General features: G+C 65.3%; 12 protein-coding genes. 11 read left to right on the forward strand and 1 reads right to left on the reverse strand.

Annotated features, from left to right (window positions below; translation table 11 throughout):
- Positions 1–158: 158 nt before the first annotated feature.
- Genes JYG34_RS21000 through JYG34_RS21010 form a run of 3 tightly spaced genes read left to right on the forward strand, consistent with a single transcriptional unit; the run spans position 159 to position 2,631 of the window.
- A complete protein-coding gene (locus tag JYG34_RS21000) occupies positions 159–764 on the forward strand; it encodes a biliverdin-producing heme oxygenase (protein ID WP_213658169.1) in 606 nt (201 codons plus the stop codon).
- A 49-nt stretch (positions 765–813) separates the two neighbouring features.
- A complete protein-coding gene (locus JYG34_RS21005) occupies positions 814–1,227 on the forward strand; it encodes a YbaN family protein (RefSeq protein ID WP_213658170.1) in 414 nt (137 codons plus the stop codon).
- Between the two features lie 57 nt (positions 1,228–1,284).
- On the forward strand, positions 1,285–2,631 hold the full coding sequence (locus tag JYG34_RS21010) for a CoA transferase (RefSeq protein ID WP_213658171.1): 1,347 nt from the start codon (positions 1,285–1,287) through the stop codon (positions 2,629–2,631).
- A gap of 91 nt (positions 2,632–2,722) precedes the next feature.
- Here the strand turns inward: JYG34_RS21010 and arcD (JYG34_RS21015) are convergent, their stop codons facing one another.
- Positions 2,723–4,150, reverse strand: a complete 1,428-nt coding sequence (gene arcD / locus JYG34_RS21015; RefSeq protein ID WP_213658172.1) for an arginine-ornithine antiporter — start codon at positions 4,148–4,150, stop codon at positions 2,723–2,725.
- A gap of 425 nt (positions 4,151–4,575) precedes the next feature.
- Between arcD (JYG34_RS21015) and arcD (JYG34_RS21020) the strand changes: the two genes are divergently transcribed.
- From arcD (JYG34_RS21020) to JYG34_RS21055, 8 genes are all read left to right on the forward strand, one after another.
- The gene (gene arcD / locus JYG34_RS21020; RefSeq protein WP_213658173.1) at positions 4,576–6,003 is read left to right on the forward strand and encodes an arginine-ornithine antiporter; all 1,428 of its coding nucleotides are present in this window, start codon (positions 4,576–4,578) and stop codon (positions 6,001–6,003) included.
- Between the two features lie 31 nt (positions 6,004–6,034).
- Positions 6,035–7,291, forward strand: coding sequence for an arginine deiminase (gene arcA, locus JYG34_RS21025; RefSeq protein WP_213658174.1), 1,257 nt, complete (start codon positions 6,035–6,037; stop codon positions 7,289–7,291).
- Between the two features lie 68 nt (positions 7,292–7,359).
- The gene (locus JYG34_RS21030; protein ID WP_011535483.1) at positions 7,360–8,370 is read left to right on the forward strand and encodes an ornithine carbamoyltransferase; all 1,011 of its coding nucleotides are present in this window, start codon (positions 7,360–7,362) and stop codon (positions 8,368–8,370) included.
- A 120-nt stretch (positions 8,371–8,490) separates the two neighbouring features.
- Positions 8,491–9,420: a carbamate kinase gene (gene arcC / locus JYG34_RS21035; protein WP_213658175.1), complete on the forward strand. Its 930-nt coding sequence runs from the start codon at positions 8,491–8,493 to the stop codon at positions 9,418–9,420.
- 56 nt (positions 9,421–9,476) lie between these two features.
- Positions 9,477–9,845 (forward strand): DUF5064 family protein, encoded by a 369-nt coding sequence (locus tag JYG34_RS21040; RefSeq protein ID WP_213658176.1) that lies wholly within the window; start codon positions 9,477–9,479, stop codon positions 9,843–9,845.
- Between the two features lie 193 nt (positions 9,846–10,038).
- Positions 10,039–11,547: a sigma-54-dependent transcriptional regulator gene (locus JYG34_RS21045; protein WP_213658177.1), complete on the forward strand. Its 1,509-nt coding sequence runs from the start codon at positions 10,039–10,041 to the stop codon at positions 11,545–11,547.
- A 183-nt stretch (positions 11,548–11,730) separates the two neighbouring features.
- Positions 11,731–15,357: a S8 family serine peptidase gene (locus JYG34_RS21050; protein ID WP_213658178.1), complete on the forward strand. Its 3,627-nt coding sequence runs from the start codon at positions 11,731–11,733 to the stop codon at positions 15,355–15,357.
- The gene (locus JYG34_RS21055) at positions 15,347–16,846 is read left to right on the forward strand and encodes an MBL fold metallo-hydrolase (protein WP_213658179.1); all 1,500 of its coding nucleotides are present in this window, start codon (positions 15,347–15,349) and stop codon (positions 16,844–16,846) included. The genes JYG34_RS21050 and JYG34_RS21055 overlap by 11 nt, the downstream gene beginning before the upstream one ends.
- The last annotated feature ends 163 nt before the right edge of the window (positions 16,847–17,009 follow it).

The raw sequence follows: 17,009 nt of genomic DNA on the forward strand, positions 1-17,009 counted from the left end.
CGGCTGAAGCCGCTCCTACACAGACCGCACCCAATCAATGCGCGACGCCCTGACGTCGACTCATGAGAATGATTTCACTTCGCAGGTGAGGTTTTTTTACTGTCCCGCGTCTTCTGTTTCGTCTTGTCACTAGACGCCCCATTTTCCAAGGATGCCCCATGAACGCCCCTTCCTCCGAGCGCGCCGCCCTGCGCTCCCAGCGCCTCAACCAGATCACCCACGCCCCGCACACCGAGCTGGATGCCCTGGTCAAGTCGCACAAGCCGTTCGACACCCGCGAGAGCTTCGCCCGCTTCGTGGTCGCCCAGTACCTGTTCCAGTCCGAACTGCAGGCGCTGTACAACGACCCGCAACTGATCGCCATCGTCCCCGACCTGGCCGAGCGCTGCCGCGCCGAGCAAGCGCGCCTGGACCTGGCCGACCTCGACACCGAAGTCCCCGCCCCGGTCGCCGGTGCCCTGCAGTCGCCAAGCCTGGGTGAGGCCATGGGCTGGATCTTCGTCTCCGAAGGCTCCAAACTGGGCGCCGCGTTCCTGATCAAGCGTGCCGTGGCCCTCGAGCTGTCCGACAGCTTCGGTGCCCGTCACCTGGGCGAACCGGCCGGTGGCCGCGCCGAAGGCTGGAAGCAGTTCACCCGCATCCTCGACGGCCTGGCGCTGTCGGCTGAAGAGGAGGCCGCCGCCGAACGTGGCGCGGTCGCCGCCTTCGAGCGCTTCACCGAACTGCTCAAGCACGCCTACGCGACCGACGCCGCCCTGGCCTGACACGCTTTACCCGGCCGCCCTCGGGCGGCCACACCGTTGCCGTGAGACCATGACCCGAATCGCCCGCTCGAAACTGTCCCGCCTGCTGTACGCGATCCTGGCCTATGTCAGCCTGGGGATCGGCCTGGTCGCGATCGTCATCCCCGGCCTGCCCACCACCGAGTTCATCCTCCTCGCCGCCTGGGCCGCCACCCGCAGCTCGCCGCGACTTTCGGCATGGCTGGAGAACCACCGCCTGTTCGGCCCGATCCTGTACAACTGGCGCAACGGCAAGGTGATCCAGCGCCGGGCGAAAGTCAGCGCCACGGTAAGCATGCTGCTGTGCGCGGGGCTGATGCTGACCTTCCTCGACCACCGCTGGCCGGTGTTCCTCGCCATCGGCGGCATGACCCTCGGCAACCTGTGGATCTGGTCGCGCCCTGAGCGCCCGATCACACCCGCTGCCGTCGAACTGCAACGCTGAGCATTTGCGCCCCGGCGCAGGATGTACTGCAATTGGATCCACGAAGGAGGATCCTGCATGCAGCCTTTGCTCGAGACCATCGCCCATTCCCTGACCCTCGATCCTGCCGCCGTGCGCTGGCAAGGTATCGGTACCCTGCCTTCCGCGTTCGCCGTGACCGGCCTGGCCTCGGCCAGCATCGCCGCCGCTGGCCTGGCCCTGGCCAACCTGCTGCAAGGCCAGCGGGACAGCTGCCCGCTGGTCCGCGTCGACCGGCGCCTGGCCTCCTTCTGGTTCGCCACCAGCCTGCGCCCCCGTGGCTGGGAGCCACCGCCCCTGTGGGATGCCATCGCTGGCGACTACCCGGCTCGTGACGGCTGGATTCGCCTGCACACCAATGCCGCGCACCACCGCGCCGCCGCCTTGAGCGTACTTGGCCCGGTATCCAATCGCGCCGATGTGACCCGACGCGTGGCGCAGTGGGACGCTGACGAACTGGAAGCCGCCGTGGTCGAGGCCGGTGGCTGCGCGGCGCGGATGCGCGGTTGGCTGGAATGGTGCGAACACCCCCAGGGCCGGGCCGTGAACGCGGAATCGCTGATCCTGCGCGAAACCTTCGCCGGACCGTGTCAGCCCTGGCACGGCAGCGAGGCCAGGCCGCTGGCCGGCATCAAGGTGCTGGACCTCACCCGCATCCTCGCCGGCCCCATTGCCACCCGGCTGCTGGCGGGGTTTGGCGCCGACGTGCTGCGTATCGACCCACCCGGCTGGGAGGAGCCAGCTGTCGCCGCCGAAGTGACCCTCGGCAAGCGCTGTGCTCGCCTGGACCTGCACACCCCCGGGGGCCGTCGCATACTCGAGCAACTGCTGACCGAGGCCGATGTGCTGGTCCACGGTTATCGCGCCGACGCGCTGGAGCGCCTCGGCCTGGGCGCCGAGCGGCGCCGCCAGTTGAACCCCGGGCTGGTCGACGTGAGCTTGAATGCCTATGGCTGGAGCGGCCCCTGGAAGGACCGCCGCGGTTTCGACAGCCTGGTGCAGATGAGCAGCGGCATCGCTCGCGCCGGCATGCGCTGGCAGCAGGCGGACCGACCGGTGCCACTGCCGGTGCAGGCACTGGACCACGGAACGGGGTACCTGATGGCCGCCGAAACGATTCGAGCCTTGGGCGAGCGGCTGCGTAACGGCCAGGGCTGCCGCTCGCGGCTGTCGCTGGCGCGTACGGCCAAGCTGCTGGTGGAGCACGGGACGATGGACGAGGACCTGCCCCTGGCACCGGAGTCGGCCGACGATCACGACCCGCATACCGAGCGCACACCCTGGGGTGACGCGCAACGGATCAAAGGGCCGCTGAAAGTGGGGGACGCTCAGTTGAGCTGGGCCTTGGGCGCCTGTGAACTCGGCTCTTCCAAGGCCAACTGGTAACGCTTTTCGTAGGCGCCAGCCTTGCTGGCGAATGCAAGGCGCAGCCTTGCCCGGTACACCGAGGTGCGCCCTTCGCCAGCAAGGCTGGCTCCTACAGGCTCAGCAGCCCGGAATAGAGTGCGTACGCGGCCAATCCCGCACCGACCAGTACCGCCGCGAATATCAGCTTCTCCCAGGCGGTGAACAACACCTGCCCCTGCTCGCGCTTGGCATGGGCGAACAGGATCACCCCCGGCGCGTACAGCAGCGCCGACAGCAGCACGTACTTGAGCCCGCCGGCATACAGCAGCCACACTGCATACAACAACGCGATCACCGCCACCAGCAGGTCCTTGCGCCGCAACCCGGCCTGCCCTTCGTAGCTCTCCCCTCGAAGCGCCAGCAACACCGCGTAGGCCGCCGACCAGAAGTACGGCACCAGGATCATCGACGACGCCAGGTAGATCAGGCTGGTGTAGGTGCCCGCCGAGAACAGGGTGATCAGCAGGAAGCCCTGGATCATCACGTTGGTCAGCCACAGGGCATTGGCCGGCACATGGTTCTGGTTCTCCCGCGCCAGGAAGCGCGGCATGGTCTTGTCGCGGGCGGTGGCGAACAGGATCTCGGCGCACAGCAGCGCCCACGACAGCAGCGCCCCCAGTAGCGAAACCGCCAACCCGATGCTGATCAACAGCGCGCCCCAGGGGCCGACGATATGCTCCAGCACCGAAGCCAGCGAAGGGTTCTGCAACCCCGCCAGCTCAGGCTGGGTCATCACCCCCAACGACAGCACGTTGACCAGCACCAACAATGCCAGCACCCCGAGAAAGCCCACCACCGTCGCCTTGCCCACGTCCGAACGGTGCAACGCACGCCCGGAATAGACGCTGGCACCCTCGATACCAATGAACACGAACACCGTCACCAGCATCATGTTGCGCACCTGCTCGAGCACGCTGCCGAACTTCGGGTTGCTCAGCCCCCAGATGTCGCGGGTGAAGATGTCGGCGCGAAAGGCAAAGGCGGCGATGACGATGAACATCAGCAACGGCACCACCTTGGCCACGGTGGTCACCTGGTTGATGAACGCCGCTTCCCTGATGCCGCGCAGCACCAGGAAATGCACGGCCCACAACAGCAGCGAGGCACAGCCGATGGCCACCGGCGTGTTGCCTTCGCCGAACACCGGGAAATAGAAGCCCAAGGTGCTGAACAGCAGCACGAAATAACCGACGTTGCCCAACCAGGCGCTGATCCAGTAGCCCCAGGCCGAAGAGAAGCCCATGTAGTCGCCGAAGCCGGCCTTGGCGTAGGCATACACCCCGGAATCCAGCTCCGGCTTGCGGTTGGCCAGGGTCTGGAACACGAACGCCAGGGCCAGCATGCCCACCGCGGTGATGCTCCAGCCGATCAGCACGGCCCCCACGTCGGCGCGCGCGGCCATGTTCTGCGGCAACGAGAAGATCCCGCCACCGATCATCGAGCCGACCACCAGCGCGATGAGCGCGCCAAGGCGCAGTTTCTGTCCCGGTTCGCTCATGGGGTTCCTCGTGCGCGGGCGCGCGTAAACGTATTTACCAACATCATTGTTACAAGTTTTTTATCAAAACGAGCCATTAACCCTATAGCACTCATAACCGGAATGTCTATGGCATCCCCCTCATAAAAATCACAGTTGTCGGATACTTCACGCGCCGTCTAAACCTGTCGCTAATTACTGTGAAAAATTTGCGAAAACCCTAAAACGGTCTAACTTCACAGTTCGCAGGCGAAACGGAGCGTTTGCTCCAGAAGGACATGGAGGTGCCAGCGCACAAGGCCTGCGTCAGAGCTGTCGGCATCCTCCAGGAGGCGCATGAGGGATTTTTCTGATCTTCATGCGGGCATGAACTGATCTAAGTCAGCGAATGATCCAGGCGTCAGATTTATTCTGAGGTCAACTTTCTCCTGGTACGGAGTCGTTAAATGTCTGATTCTCCCGGAAAACTAAAACTCGGTGCACTTGTTGCACTTGTCGTCGGCTCGATGATTGGCGGCGGGATCTTCTCGTTGCCGCAGAACATGGCCGCCAGCGCCGGCGTTGGGGCCGTGCTGATCGGTTGGGCCATCACCGCGGTGGGCATGCTCACCCTCGCCTTCGTCTTCCAGACCCTCGCCAACCGCAAACCTGACCTCGACGGCGGGGTGTACGCCTACGCCAAGGCCGGCTTCGGCGACTACATGGGCTTCTCTTCCGCCTGGGGCTACTGGATCAGTGCCTGGCTCGGCAACGTCGGCTACTTCGTGCTGCTGTTCAGCACCCTGGGGTACTTCTTCCCGGTGTTCGGTGAAGGCAACACCCCGGCGGCGGTGATCGGCGCGTCGATCCTGCTGTGGGCGGTGCACTTCCTGGTGCTGCGCGGCATCAAGGAAGCGGCGTTCATCAACCTGGTCACCACCGTGGCCAAGGTCGTGCCACTGGCGCTGTTCGCCCTGATCTGCCTGTTCGCCTTCAAGCTCGATGTGTTCACTGCGGATATCTGGGCCCTTGGCACGCCAGAGCTTGGCAGCGTGATGAACCAGGTGCGCAACATGATGCTGGTCACCGTGTGGGTGTTCATCGGCATCGAGGGCGCGAGCATCTTCTCCTCCCGTGCGGAAAAACGCTCCGACGTGGGCAAGGCCACGGTCATCGGCTTCGTCACCGTGCTGCTGTTCCTGGTGCTGGTCAACGTGCTGTCGCTGGGCGTGATGACCCAGCCGGAACTGGCCAAGCTGCAGAACCCGTCGATGGCGGCCGTACTTGAACACGTGGTCGGCCATTGGGGCGCGGTACTGATCAGCGTCGGTTTGATCATCTCGCTGCTGGGGGCGCTGCTGTCGTGGGTGCTGCTGTGCGCCGAGATCATGTTCGCCGCCGCGAAAGACCACACCATGCCGGAGTTCCTGCGCCGCGAGAACCAGAACCATGTGCCGGCCAACGCCCTGTGGCTGACCAACGCCATGGTGCAGATATTCCTGGTCATCACCTTGTTCTCCAACAGCACCTACCTGTCGCTGATCTACCTCGCCACCTCGATGATCCTGGTGCCTTACCTGTGGTCGGCGGCCTACGCGGTACTGCTGGCGGTGCGCAGCGAAACCTACGAACAGGCCCTGGCCGAACGCAAGAAAGACCTGATCATCGGCGGCATCGCCCTGCTCTACGCGATCTGGCTGCTGTACGCCGGCGGCGTGAAATACCTGCTGCTCTCGGCCCTGCTCTATGCCCCTGGCGCGATCCTGTTCGCCAAGGCCAAGCGCGAGGTCGGCCAACCGATCTTCACCAACGTGGAAAAACTGATCTTCGCCGCCGTGGTCGCGGGCGCCCTGGTGGCGGCCTACGGCCTGTACGACGGCTTCCTGACGCTCTGAACCACGACTTCGCTTTACAGGAGGATTCACCATGTCCACTGAGAAACAGCAATACGGCGTTCATTCCGAAGCCGGCAAACTGCGCAAAGTGATGGTCTGCAGCCCGGGCCTGGCGCACAAGCGCCTGACCCCGAGCAACTGCGACGAACTGCTGTTCGACGACGTGATCTGGGTCGACCAGGCCAAGCGCGACCATTTCGACTTCGTCACCAAGATGCGCGAGCGCGGCGTCGACGTGCTGGAAATGCACAACCTGCTGACCGACATCGTCCAGCAACCCGAAGCGCTGAAGTGGATTCTCGACCGCAAGATCACCTCCGACACCGTCGGCGTCGGCCTCACCAACGAAGTGCGCAGCTGGCTCGAAGGGCTGGACCCACGCCACCTGGCCGAATTCCTGATTGGCGGCGTGGCCGGCCAGGACCTGCCGGAAAGCGAAGGTGCCAGCGTGGTCAAGATGTACAACGACTACCTCGGCCACTCCAGCTTCATCCTGCCGCCGCTGCCCAACACCCAGTTCACCCGCGACACCACCTGCTGGATCTACGGCGGCGTGACACTGAACCCGATGTACTGGCCGGCGCGACGCCAGGAAACCCTGCTGACCACCGCCATCTACAAGTTCCACAAGGAGTTCACCGAAAAAGGCGAATTCCAGGTCTGGTACGGCGACCCGGACAAGGACCACGGCAACGCCACCCTCGAGGGCGGCGACGTGATGCCGATCGGTAAAGGCATCGTGCTGATCGGCATGGGCGAGCGCACCTCGCGCCAGGCCATCGGCCAGCTGGCACAGAACCTGTTCGCCAAGGGCGCGGTGGAGAAAGTCATCGTCGCCGGCCTGCCGAAGTCCCGCGCCGCGATGCACCTGGACACCGTGTTCAGTTTCTGCGACCGCGACCTGGTCACGGTCTTCCCGGAAGTGGTGAAAGAGATCGTGCCGTTCATCATCCGCCCCGACGAGAGCAAGCCTTACGGCATGGACGTGCGTCGCGAGAACAAGTCGTTCATCGAGGTGGTCGGCGAGCAGTTGGGGGTCAAGCTGCGCGTGGTCGAAACCGGCGGCAACAGCTTCGCCGCCGAGCGCGAACAGTGGGATGACGGCAACAACGTGGTGGCCGTCGAGCCCGGCGTGGTCATTGGCTACGACCGCAACACCTACACCAACACCCTGCTGCGCAAGGCCGGGATCGAGGTCATCACCATCAGCGCCGGCGAACTGGGCCGCGGCCGCGGCGGCGGCCATTGCATGACCTGCCCCATCATCCGCGACCCCATCGACTACTAAACGTCCATCCCCCGGCCGCACCTACCCGGTGCCGGCCGGGCCGATCACCGAATCCAAGGAGAACCGCCATGGCGTTCAACATCCACAACCGCAACCTGCTCAGCCTCGAACACCACAGCACCCGCGAGCTGCGTTACCTGCTGGACCTGTCCCGCGACCTCAAGCGCGCCAAGTACACCGGTACCGAGCAGCAGCACCTGAAGGGCAACAACATCGCCCTGATCTTCGAGAAGACCTCCACTCGCACCCGCTGCGCCTTCGAAGTCGCCGCCTATGACCAGGGCGCCAACGTCACCTACATCGACCCCAACTCCTCGCAGATCGGCCACAAGGAGAGCATGAAGGACACCGCCCGCGTGCTCGGGCGCATGTACGACGCCATCGAGTACCGGGGCTTCAAGCAGGAGATCGTCGAGGAGCTGGCCAAGTTCGCCGGCGTACCGGTGTTCAACGGCCTGACCGACGAATACCACCCGACCCAGATGATCGCCGACGTGCTGACCATGCGCGAGCACAGCGACAAGCCGCTGCACGACATCAGCTACGCCTACCTGGGCGATGCCCGCAACAACATGGGCAACTCGCTGCTGCTGATCGGCGCCAAGCTCGGCATGGACGTGCGTATCGCCGCGCCCAAGGCCCTGTGGCCCCACGACGACCTGGTCGAGCGCTGCCATAAATACGCCGAGGAAAGCGGCGCGCGCATCACCCTGACCGAAGACCCGAAAGCTGCGGTCAAGGGCGTGGACTTCGTCCACACCGACGTCTGGGTGTCGATGGGCGAGCCGATCGAAGCCTGGGGCGAGCGCATCAAGCTGCTCAAGCCCTACCAGGTGAACAAGGAACTGATGAAGGCCACCGGCAACCCGCGTTCCAAGTTCATGCACTGCCTGCCGGCGTTCCACAACTCCGAAACAAAGGTCGGCAAGCAGATCGCCGAGCAGTACCCGGACCTGGCCAACGGCATCGAAGTGACCGATGACGTGTTCGAGTCGCCGGCCTGCATCGCCTTCGAGCAGGCGGAAAACCGCATGCACACGATCAAGGCGATCCTGGTGTCGACCCTGGCTGACCTGTAAGCCTCTACCGCTTTCCTGAGGCTTGCACTGTACCTGTGGGAGCGGGCTTGCCCGCTCCCACAGGGGCCCCTGCAACCCTTACAGCGGCGTTTCACTCTCTTTCGATAAAGGACATTCCCCATGCGTATCGTTGTTGCATTGGGCGGCAACGCCCTGCTGCGCCGCGGCGAGCCGATGACCGCCGACAACCAGCGCGCCAATATCCGCACCGCCACCGAGCAGATCGCCAAGATCCACCCCGGCAACGAGCTGGTCATCGCCCACGGCAACGGCCCGCAGGTCGGCCTGCTGTCGCTGCAGGGGCTGTCGTACAAGCCGGACGAAGCCTATCCGCTGGACGTGCTCGGTGCCGAGACCGAAGGCATGATCGGCTACATGATCGAACAGGAGCTGGGCAACCTGCTGGCCTTCGATGTGCCATTCGCCACCCTGCTCACGCAAGTCGAAGTGGACGCCAACGACCCGGCATTCAAGGACCCGACCAAGTTCATCGGCCCCGTCTACGCCAAGGACGAGGCCGAGCGCCTGGCCAAGGAGAAAGGCTGGGTGGTCAAGCCCGACGGCGACAAGTACCGCCGCGTGGTGGCCAGCCCGAAACCCAAGCGCATCTTCGAGATCCGCCCGATCAAGTGGCTGCTGGAGAAGAGCAGCATCGTGATCTGCGCCGGCGGCGGCGGCATCCCCACCCTGTATGACGAGAACCGCAAGCTCAAGGGCATCGAGGCGGTGATCGACAAGGACCTGTGCTCGGCGCTGCTGGCCGAACAGCTGGACGCCGACCTGCTGATCATCGCCACCGACGTCGACGCGGCGTACATCGACTGGGGCAAGCCGACCCAGAAAGCCATTGCCCAGGCGCACCCGGACGAGCTTGAACGGCTGGGCTTCGCCGCCGGTTCCATGGGGCCGAAGGTCCAGGCCGCCTGCGATTTCGCCCGCCACACCGGCAAGGTGGCGGTGATCAGCTCGCTGGAAAACATCGAGGACATCGTCAAGGGTACCGCCGGCACTCGGGTTTCCACGCAGAAGCCCGGTATCAGCTACCGTTGAATGCAGTTGGCGGGTGCCTGGCACCCGCCGTTTTCAACCTTCCGGAGGATTCCGCCATGGCCCAGTACGCGCCCGGTCATGTACACATTGAGCGCACCGCGCTGAACACGAACGACCACAGCTACGACCTCAATATCGAATACGAGGCGGCAACCGATCCCAAGGAAGGCAGAGGTATCCAGTTCCGCATGCACGGCCACATCGAGGGCAAGACCGTCGATGAGAAATTCTTCCTGGCCAAGGACCAGGTGCTGCCGAGCTTTCTGATGCAGTTGAGCCGCAAGGCCCAGTCGTACCTGCCGCCACCGAAGAAGTTCGAGAACCTCGGCTCGCCGCACAAGCTGTATGACTATATGTTCGAAGACATTCGCACCAAGTTGGATGTGAAATCGGGCGACCCGATCAAACCTGAACACCTCGAGTGACTTCTGGGGCTGCTACGCAGCCCTTTCGCGACACAAGGCCGCTCCCACAGGTAAAACGCCGTATCTAAAAGCGGTGAGATACCTGTGGGAGCGGCCTTGCGTCGCGAAAGGGGCGCAACGCGCCCCCGGCAATGTTGGGCTAGCCCCGGCTCCCAAGGCATACTACGGCCTCCCTCGGCCATAATTGCCCCCCATGCGCATCCACGTCAGCTTCATCGACCGCGTCGGCATCACCCAGGAAGTCCTGGCCCTGCTCGGCGCCCGCAACCTGAACCTCGATGCCGTGGAGATGGTCCCGCCGAACGTCTACATCGACGCCCCCACCCTCAGTCCCGCCGTGCTCGAAGAGCTGCACGACGCCCTGTTCGAAGTGCGCGGCGTGCAGTCGGTGGAGGTGGTCGACATCCTCCCCGGCCAACGCCGCCACCTGCAGCTCGACGCCCTGCTCGCCGCCATGAGCGACCCGGTGCTGGCCGTGGACAGCGCCGGCAAGGTGCTGCTGGCCAACCCCGCGCTGATCGCCCTGTGCGGCCGCGAATCGGCCGGGCGCTCGGTGGGCGAGCTGTTCGGCGACCCCGACCTGCTGCAAGCGTTGCTGGACAACAACTTCCACCTGCCCATGCGCGAGATGCAGCTCAACGGCCAGAGCCTGCTGCTCGACGCCACGCCGATCACCCACGCCGGCGGCCTGCTGACGCTGTACCCGCCCAACCGCATGGGCGAGCGGTTGTCGGCCTTGCACCATGATCACGCCGAAGGCTTCGACGCCATGCTCGGCGACTCCCCGGCCATCCGCACCCTCAAGGCCCGCGCCCTGCGTGTGGCCACCCTCGACGCACCGCTGCTGGTGCATGGCGAGACCGGCACCGGCAAGGAGCTGGTGGCCCGCGCCTGCCATGCCATCAGTAGCCGCCACGCCGCGCCGTTCCTGGCACTCAACTGCGCGGCGCTGCCCGAGAGCCTGGCCGAGAGCGAGCTGTTCGGCTATGCCCCCGGCGCCTTCACCGGCGCGCAACGTGGCGGCAAGCCCGGGCTGATGGAGCTGGCCAACCAGGGCACGGTGTTCCTCGACGAAATCGGCGAGATGTCGCCCTACCTGCAAGCCAAGCTGCTACGTTTTCTCAGCGACGGCAGCTTCCGCCGCGTGGGTGGCGACCGTGAAGTGAAGGTGGACGTGCGCATCATCAGCGCCACCCACCGCGACCTGGAGCGCATGGTCGCCGAAGGCACCTTCCGCGAAGACCTGTTCTACCGCCTCAACGTGCTCAACCTGCAAGTGCCGCCGCTGCGCGATCGCGGCCAGGACATCCTGTCCCTGGCGCAGTACTTCATGCAGCAGGCCTGCACCCAGATCCAGCGCCCACCCTGCCGCCTGGCCCCGGCCACTCACCCGGCGCTGCTGGGCAACCCCTGGCCGGGCAACGTGCGTCAGTTGCAGAACGTGATCTTCCGCGCCGCAGCCATCTGCGAGAGCAACGTGGTGGACATCGGCGACCTGGACATCGCCGGCACCTCGGTGGCCCGTGGGCAGGATGGCGAGGTGGCGAGCCTGGAACAGGCGGTGGGGGATTTCGAGCGGGAGTTGCTGCAGCGCTTGTACGCCAGCTATCCCTCGACAAGGCAGCTGGCCGGGCGGTTGCAGACCTCGCATACGGCGATTGCCCAGCGCCTGCGCAAGTACGGCATCCCCAGCAAGGCCTGACACTGTAGGAGCGGCTTCAGCCGCGATCACCGGCGATGCGGGTGCCACACACCGTGGTGCCTGCATCGCGGCTGAAGCCGCTCCTACAATGGGCGCGACGGCGCGATGGCCAGGACCGGCTACGCTGAAGGCACCCTGCCATCAACCTGCGCAGGGGATTCGACATGGACAGGGAGGGACACCATGGCACAGGCGCTGCTGGTCAAGATTCGCGGGAGCTTGAGCGACGGACACAGGCAGGGGCTGGCCGCCGCGGTCGGCGCGCCGGACATGGAAGCGATCCTGACGCTTCCCGCCCAACCCGGGATCACCGGCGCGGCAGGCGTGGCGGGCGCACAGGGATCGACCTGGTACCGTGCACCCTTGCCACCCACGAGCAACCCCTGGGACGCCGCCCATGCCATGCTGGCCCACGGCGCGGGTTTTGCCGCCACCGGCAGCACGCAAATCGAGTTCGTCGAACCGGACATCGAGCAAGCCTGGTTCACCGAGTCGCCAGCGCCTGCGAGCGCGCTGGCCGCAGCGGCATGCACCTTTCACCCTCAGGACAAGTCAGGCCAGAAGGCCGTGGTAAAGGATGACAACCAGTGGCACCTCGAAGACCGCTTCTCGCAGCTGGGCACTGCACGGAGCAAGGTCGCCGAGGACCAGCAGCAAGCCATCAGGATCGCGCACCTGGACACCGGCTACGACCCGAACCACGCCTCCCTGCCCCTGCACCTCGACAAGCAGAACCAACGGAATTTCCGCGATAGCGATCACCCCAACGACGCCACCGATCGCACACCGGATGGCTGGACGGCCGTGCGCAACCAGGGCCATGGCCATGCCACGCTGAGCCTCCTGGCCGGCAACGAAGTCAACAACCCCGCCATCGCGCAAGGCTTTTCCGGCTTCGTCGGCGGCGCGCCATACGCCACCGTCATTCCCATCCGCATCGCCGACTGGGTCGTGCGCTTCTCGACCGGCAGCATGGTCCAGGGCTTCCAGTACGCGGTGCAACAGAAGGTGCACATCCTGTCGATGAGCATGGGCGGCCTGTCCTCCCGCGCCCTCGCCGATGCGGTCAACCTGGCCTACGAACACGGCGTGTTCATGGTCACCGCAGCAGGCAACAACTACGCCTGGGCACCGACACCCGGCTCGATCGTGTTCCCCGCCCGCTTCAAGCGCGTGCTCGCGGCCTGCGGGGTGATGGCCAACGGGCGCGCCTACGCCGGCCTCAGCCCGGGTACCATGCAAGGCAACTATGGGCCGGCGTCGAAGATGCAGACGGCAATGGGCGCCTTCACCCCCAACGTGCCCTGGGCCGAGTTCGGCTGCGGCAACCTGGTCAGCATGGATGGCGCGGGCACCTCCTCGGCCACGCCGCAACTGGCAGCCGCCGCCGCGCTGTGGATGGCCAGCCACCAAGCGCAACTTGCCAGCTATCCAGAACCCTGGATGCGCGTCGAAGCGACTCGCGCGGCCCTGTTCGGATCGGCCATGAAAACCACTGGTGCCATGGACGCGGAGGAAACCCTCGAGAAAATCGGACGGGGCGTGCTGCAGGCGAACGCGGCACTTGGCATTGCTCCACCGGCCAAGGACGTGCTCGTGAAGACCTCACCGGCAGAGCCCAGCTGGAGCTGGCTCAACCTGATCACCGGTGCTGGCGGCGCCTCGCTCGCCCCGGACCAGGCTTCAGCGGTCGAGCAGATGCTTGCGCTCGAATTGACGCAAATGGCGCAGCGCCATCGCGCAGTGGACGAGGCGCTGCCCGACGGCGAAAGCGGCGCTGATGTGCCAGCGGCCTTGCTCAATCGCTACCTTGAGGCGGCACTCGACTCCGGCAATCCTTCAGCGCCTCTGAAAGCCTTCCTCGAGAAGCACCTGGGCCGGCCCCAAGGCGCCCCTGCCACGGGCCCCGTCACGGTAGCCGAGGGCCCACGCATCGCACGCAAGACCAAGCAACTCCCCACCCCGCCACGGCGCCTGCGCGTCTATGCGCTTGACCCGTCCATCGCCAAGCGGCTGGATTCCGTCGAGATCAACGAGACCATCATCAATGTCCCCTGGGAAAAACTCGAACCCGGACCGGTGGGCGAATACCTCGAGATCGTCGACATCGACCCCGCCTCCGACCGCCTCTACGACCCGGTGGACCTGAACGAGCCGAAGCTGCTGGCCCAGGATGGCTGGCCCCCCTCGGAAGGCAACCCGGCCTTCCACCAGCAGATGGTCTACGCGGTGGCGATGAAGACCATCAGGAACTTCGAGGAAGCCCTGGGCCGGCGTGTGCTCTGGGCTTCGCGCAAGGTCGCGGGCACCGGCGGGCTAAGTGAGCCGCACTACGAGTACCACAGCGTGCGCAGGCTGCGGATCTACCCCCACGCACTGCGCACCGAGAACGCCTACTACAGCCCCGACAAGGTGGCGCTGCTGTTCGGCTACTTCCAGTCCACCTCGACGGCGACCGCCGCCACCCCTGGCGGCAGCATGGTGTTTGCCTGCCTGTCCAGCGACATCATCGCCCACGAGATGTCCCACGCCCTGCTCGATGGCCTGCACCGCAGCTTCCAGGATGCCTCCAACCCGGATGTGCCAGCGTTTCACGAGGCATTCGCCGATATCGTCGCGCTGTTCCAGCACTTCTCGATCCCCGAGCTGGTGCGTTTCCAGGTGCGCCAGGCCCGTGGCCGGCTGGATGCGGCGAAACTGCTGGGCTCCCTGGCCCAGCAGTTCGGCGAAGGGACCAACCGCGGCGGGCCACTGCGCGACTACCTCGCCAAAGGCAACAAGCCCAGCTACCCCGACGAGCTGGAGGTGCACGCACGGGGCTCGATCCTCGTCTCGGCGGTCTATGAAGCGTTCCTCAGCATCGTCGACCGGCGCACGGCGGACCTGGTCCGCATCGCCACCAACGGCAGCGGGCTACTGCCCAGGGGCGCGCTGCTCCCCGACCTGGTCGAACGGCTGACCGAAGAAACCTGCAAGACCGCCCGCCATGTGCTGCGCATCTGCATCCGTGCGCTGGACTACTGCCCCGCCGTCGATATCACCTTCGGTGAGTACCTGCGCGCACTGATCACCGCCGATATCGATCTGGTGGCCGTCGACCGGTTCCACTACCGCGTCGCCTTCATGGACGCCTTCCGCAAGCGCAACCTGCTGCCAGCGGATGTGCGCACTGTCTCGGAAGAGTCCCTGGCCTGGGGCACGCTGGTCGATACACAGCCGAAATGGCTGAACGCGCTGGTCAAGGACCTCGACTTTGGCTGGGACCTCAAGCTCGATCGGGAGGCGATCCATAGTCTCAACGAAACCAACCGCAAGATGCTGTGGGATCGCCTCTCCAAGCTCCTCGGACGCCACCCTGAACTGTACCCGGCATTCGGCCTGCTGCCCGATGTGCCGAAGTACACGGAGGACGGAGAGATCGTGAAACAGGCGGCCACCGGCCAGACCAATTTCTCGGTTACCAGCGTGCGCCCCGCACGCCGTGTCGCCCCCGATGGCAGCTTGTTCACCGAGGTGGTGGCAACGATCATGCAGCGCCGGCGCGTGCCGGTGGACCCGAGTGACCCGCAAGGGCCACAGATGTGGTTCCGCGGTGGCGTGACGCTGATCATCGACCCACGCCGCAACCACTGCGAAATCCGCTACGCCATCGTCAAGAACTGCGGCAGCGAGAGCCGCCTCGCCCGACAGCGGCAGAGCGCCTCGGGCAGTGGCTTCGGCGCGCTGCAAGCCCTCTACTTCGCGGACACCCCGAGCGAGCCGTTCGCGCTTCTGCACACCCACAACGGGGAGTTCGGCCATGCCCACTGACCAGCCAGGCTTCACCATCCGCCACTACTGCCAGGGCATTGGCGACTGCCACCTGCTGCGCTTCGGCAAAGCCGATGGCGGCACCTGCTGGATGCTCATCGATTGCGGGATCCACACGGCCATCAAGGGGGGCTCGCAGATCATCGACGACATCGTCGACGACATCTACCAACAGACCGGCGGCAAGCTCGACATCCTGGTGCTGACCCACGAACATACCGACCACATCAGCGCCTTCCGCGAGTCCTCCAACCGGTTTTCACGCTTCAGCGTCGGCGAGGTGTGGATGGCCTGGACCGAATCCCCCAGCGATCCCCAGGCCCGGCAACTGGACAGGTTCAAGCAGCAGGCCCTGAGCGCGCTGTCCGGCGCCAGCCGGCAGTTGCATGGCGCGAACGCGGCAGGCAGCAGCGCGTTGCGCGACGGCCTCGACCAGCTCCTGGCCTTCAGCTTCGGCGCCCAGGGTGAGACCGTTCGCGCCATGCGCGACGCCGCCGCCAAGCTGGGCAAGGCAGGCGTCAGGTACCTCGAACCCACGGTCGCCCCCCTCGACATGCCCGGCGTACCCGCGGTCCGGGTATATGTCCTGGCCCCCTCGCGAAACGCCGACTACCTCGACATCATCGACCGTGTCGGTGAGCGCTACCCGATGGCCAACAGCCTGCAAGGCCTGCGCACTGCCGAATCGCTCTCGAATGCGTTTCGCGCGGCGGCATCGGGCAGCGGCTTCACCGACCCGACGGCGCCCTTCGACGCCAGCCAGGGCACGCCACTGAGCGAACTGACGCGCCCAGGCAAGACGTTCGCGGCAGACCCCATCGGCCGTTTCGCCTATGCGCACTACTACGGCCCGAGCGACCGCTCCGACCTGCTGGACACGGGTAAATCCGCGAAGACCGTCGATGCAAGCGCGACCGACCAGGCCTGGCGCCGGATCGACCTCGACTGGCTGAGCGGCGCGGGCACGCTGGCGATGCAACTCGACAACAAGATCAACAACACCAGCCTGGTCCTCGCCTTCGAGATCGTGGCGACCGGGCGCGTGGTCCTGTTCGCCGCCGACGCGCAGATCGGCAACTGGCTGAGCTGGCAGGATGCGGCCTGGAAGATGCCCGACGGGACGACCGTGACCGGCCCCGACCTGCTGAAGCGCACGGTCTACTACAAAGTGGGCCACCACGGCAGCGAGAACGCGACGGCAAAGGCCAAGGGGCTCGAACTGATGACCAGCGAGGACCTGGCGGCCTTCATCCCCACCAACGCGCAGGATGCGGGCACGGTGCGCTGGGGCCGAATGCCGTTCCCATCATTGCTGGCGGCCCTCGACACCCAGTGCCACCAGCGGGTCGTACGTGCCGACGACGCGCAACTCTTGAATGGAACAGCGCCCTTCCAGGCGCCTTCCGGCTCAATCCAGGCACTTCGGGTGGGCAGCGTCGGCCAGGGCAACGACCAGCGGCGCACCTGGATCGAGTTCGACGTGGCTTAGCCGTATCGATTTCAATCCAGTGTAATTAAATCATTCCGCAACGATTCAGATGCGTCTACGCAAGGGTTTGATCCTCCAGCGCTTTCGAATCGTTATCCATGCGTATCGATTTCGTTCCACGCAGACGGACCGCATTTCGAACAAACAACCTAACCATCTGATT

The sequence above is a fragment of the Pseudomonas entomophila genome, from assembly GCF_018417595.1.
In the GTDB taxonomy this organism is placed as follows: Bacteria; Pseudomonadota; Gammaproteobacteria; order Pseudomonadales; family Pseudomonadaceae; genus Aquipseudomonas; species Aquipseudomonas entomophila_C.

Excerpts from the sequence above, each read along its gene's own strand:
- JYG34_RS21000 (WP_213658169.1), top strand. The coding sequence starts at position 159 with ATGAACGCCCCTTCCTCCGAGCGCGCCGCCCTGCGCTCCCAGCGCCTC.
- JYG34_RS21005 (WP_213658170.1), top strand. The coding sequence starts at position 814 with ATGACCCGAATCGCCCGCTCGAAACTGTCCCGCCTGCTGTACGCGATC.
- JYG34_RS21010 (WP_213658171.1), top strand. The coding sequence starts at position 1,285 with ATGCAGCCTTTGCTCGAGACCATCGCCCATTCCCTGACCCTCGATCCT.
- arcD (WP_213658172.1), bottom strand. The coding sequence starts at position 4,150 with ATGAGCGAACCGGGACAGAAACTGCGCCTTGGCGCGCTCATCGCGCTG.
- arcD (WP_213658173.1), top strand. The coding sequence starts at position 4,576 with ATGTCTGATTCTCCCGGAAAACTAAAACTCGGTGCACTTGTTGCACTT.
- arcA (WP_213658174.1), top strand. The coding sequence starts at position 6,035 with ATGTCCACTGAGAAACAGCAATACGGCGTTCATTCCGAAGCCGGCAAA.
- JYG34_RS21030 (WP_011535483.1), top strand. The coding sequence starts at position 7,360 with ATGGCGTTCAACATCCACAACCGCAACCTGCTCAGCCTCGAACACCAC.
- arcC (WP_213658175.1), top strand. The coding sequence starts at position 8,491 with ATGCGTATCGTTGTTGCATTGGGCGGCAACGCCCTGCTGCGCCGCGGC.
- JYG34_RS21040 (WP_213658176.1), top strand. The coding sequence starts at position 9,477 with ATGGCCCAGTACGCGCCCGGTCATGTACACATTGAGCGCACCGCGCTG.
- JYG34_RS21045 (WP_213658177.1), top strand. The coding sequence starts at position 10,039 with ATGCGCATCCACGTCAGCTTCATCGACCGCGTCGGCATCACCCAGGAA.
- JYG34_RS21050 (WP_213658178.1), top strand. The coding sequence starts at position 11,731 with ATGGCACAGGCGCTGCTGGTCAAGATTCGCGGGAGCTTGAGCGACGGA.
- JYG34_RS21055 (WP_213658179.1), top strand. The coding sequence starts at position 15,347 with ATGCCCACTGACCAGCCAGGCTTCACCATCCGCCACTACTGCCAGGGC.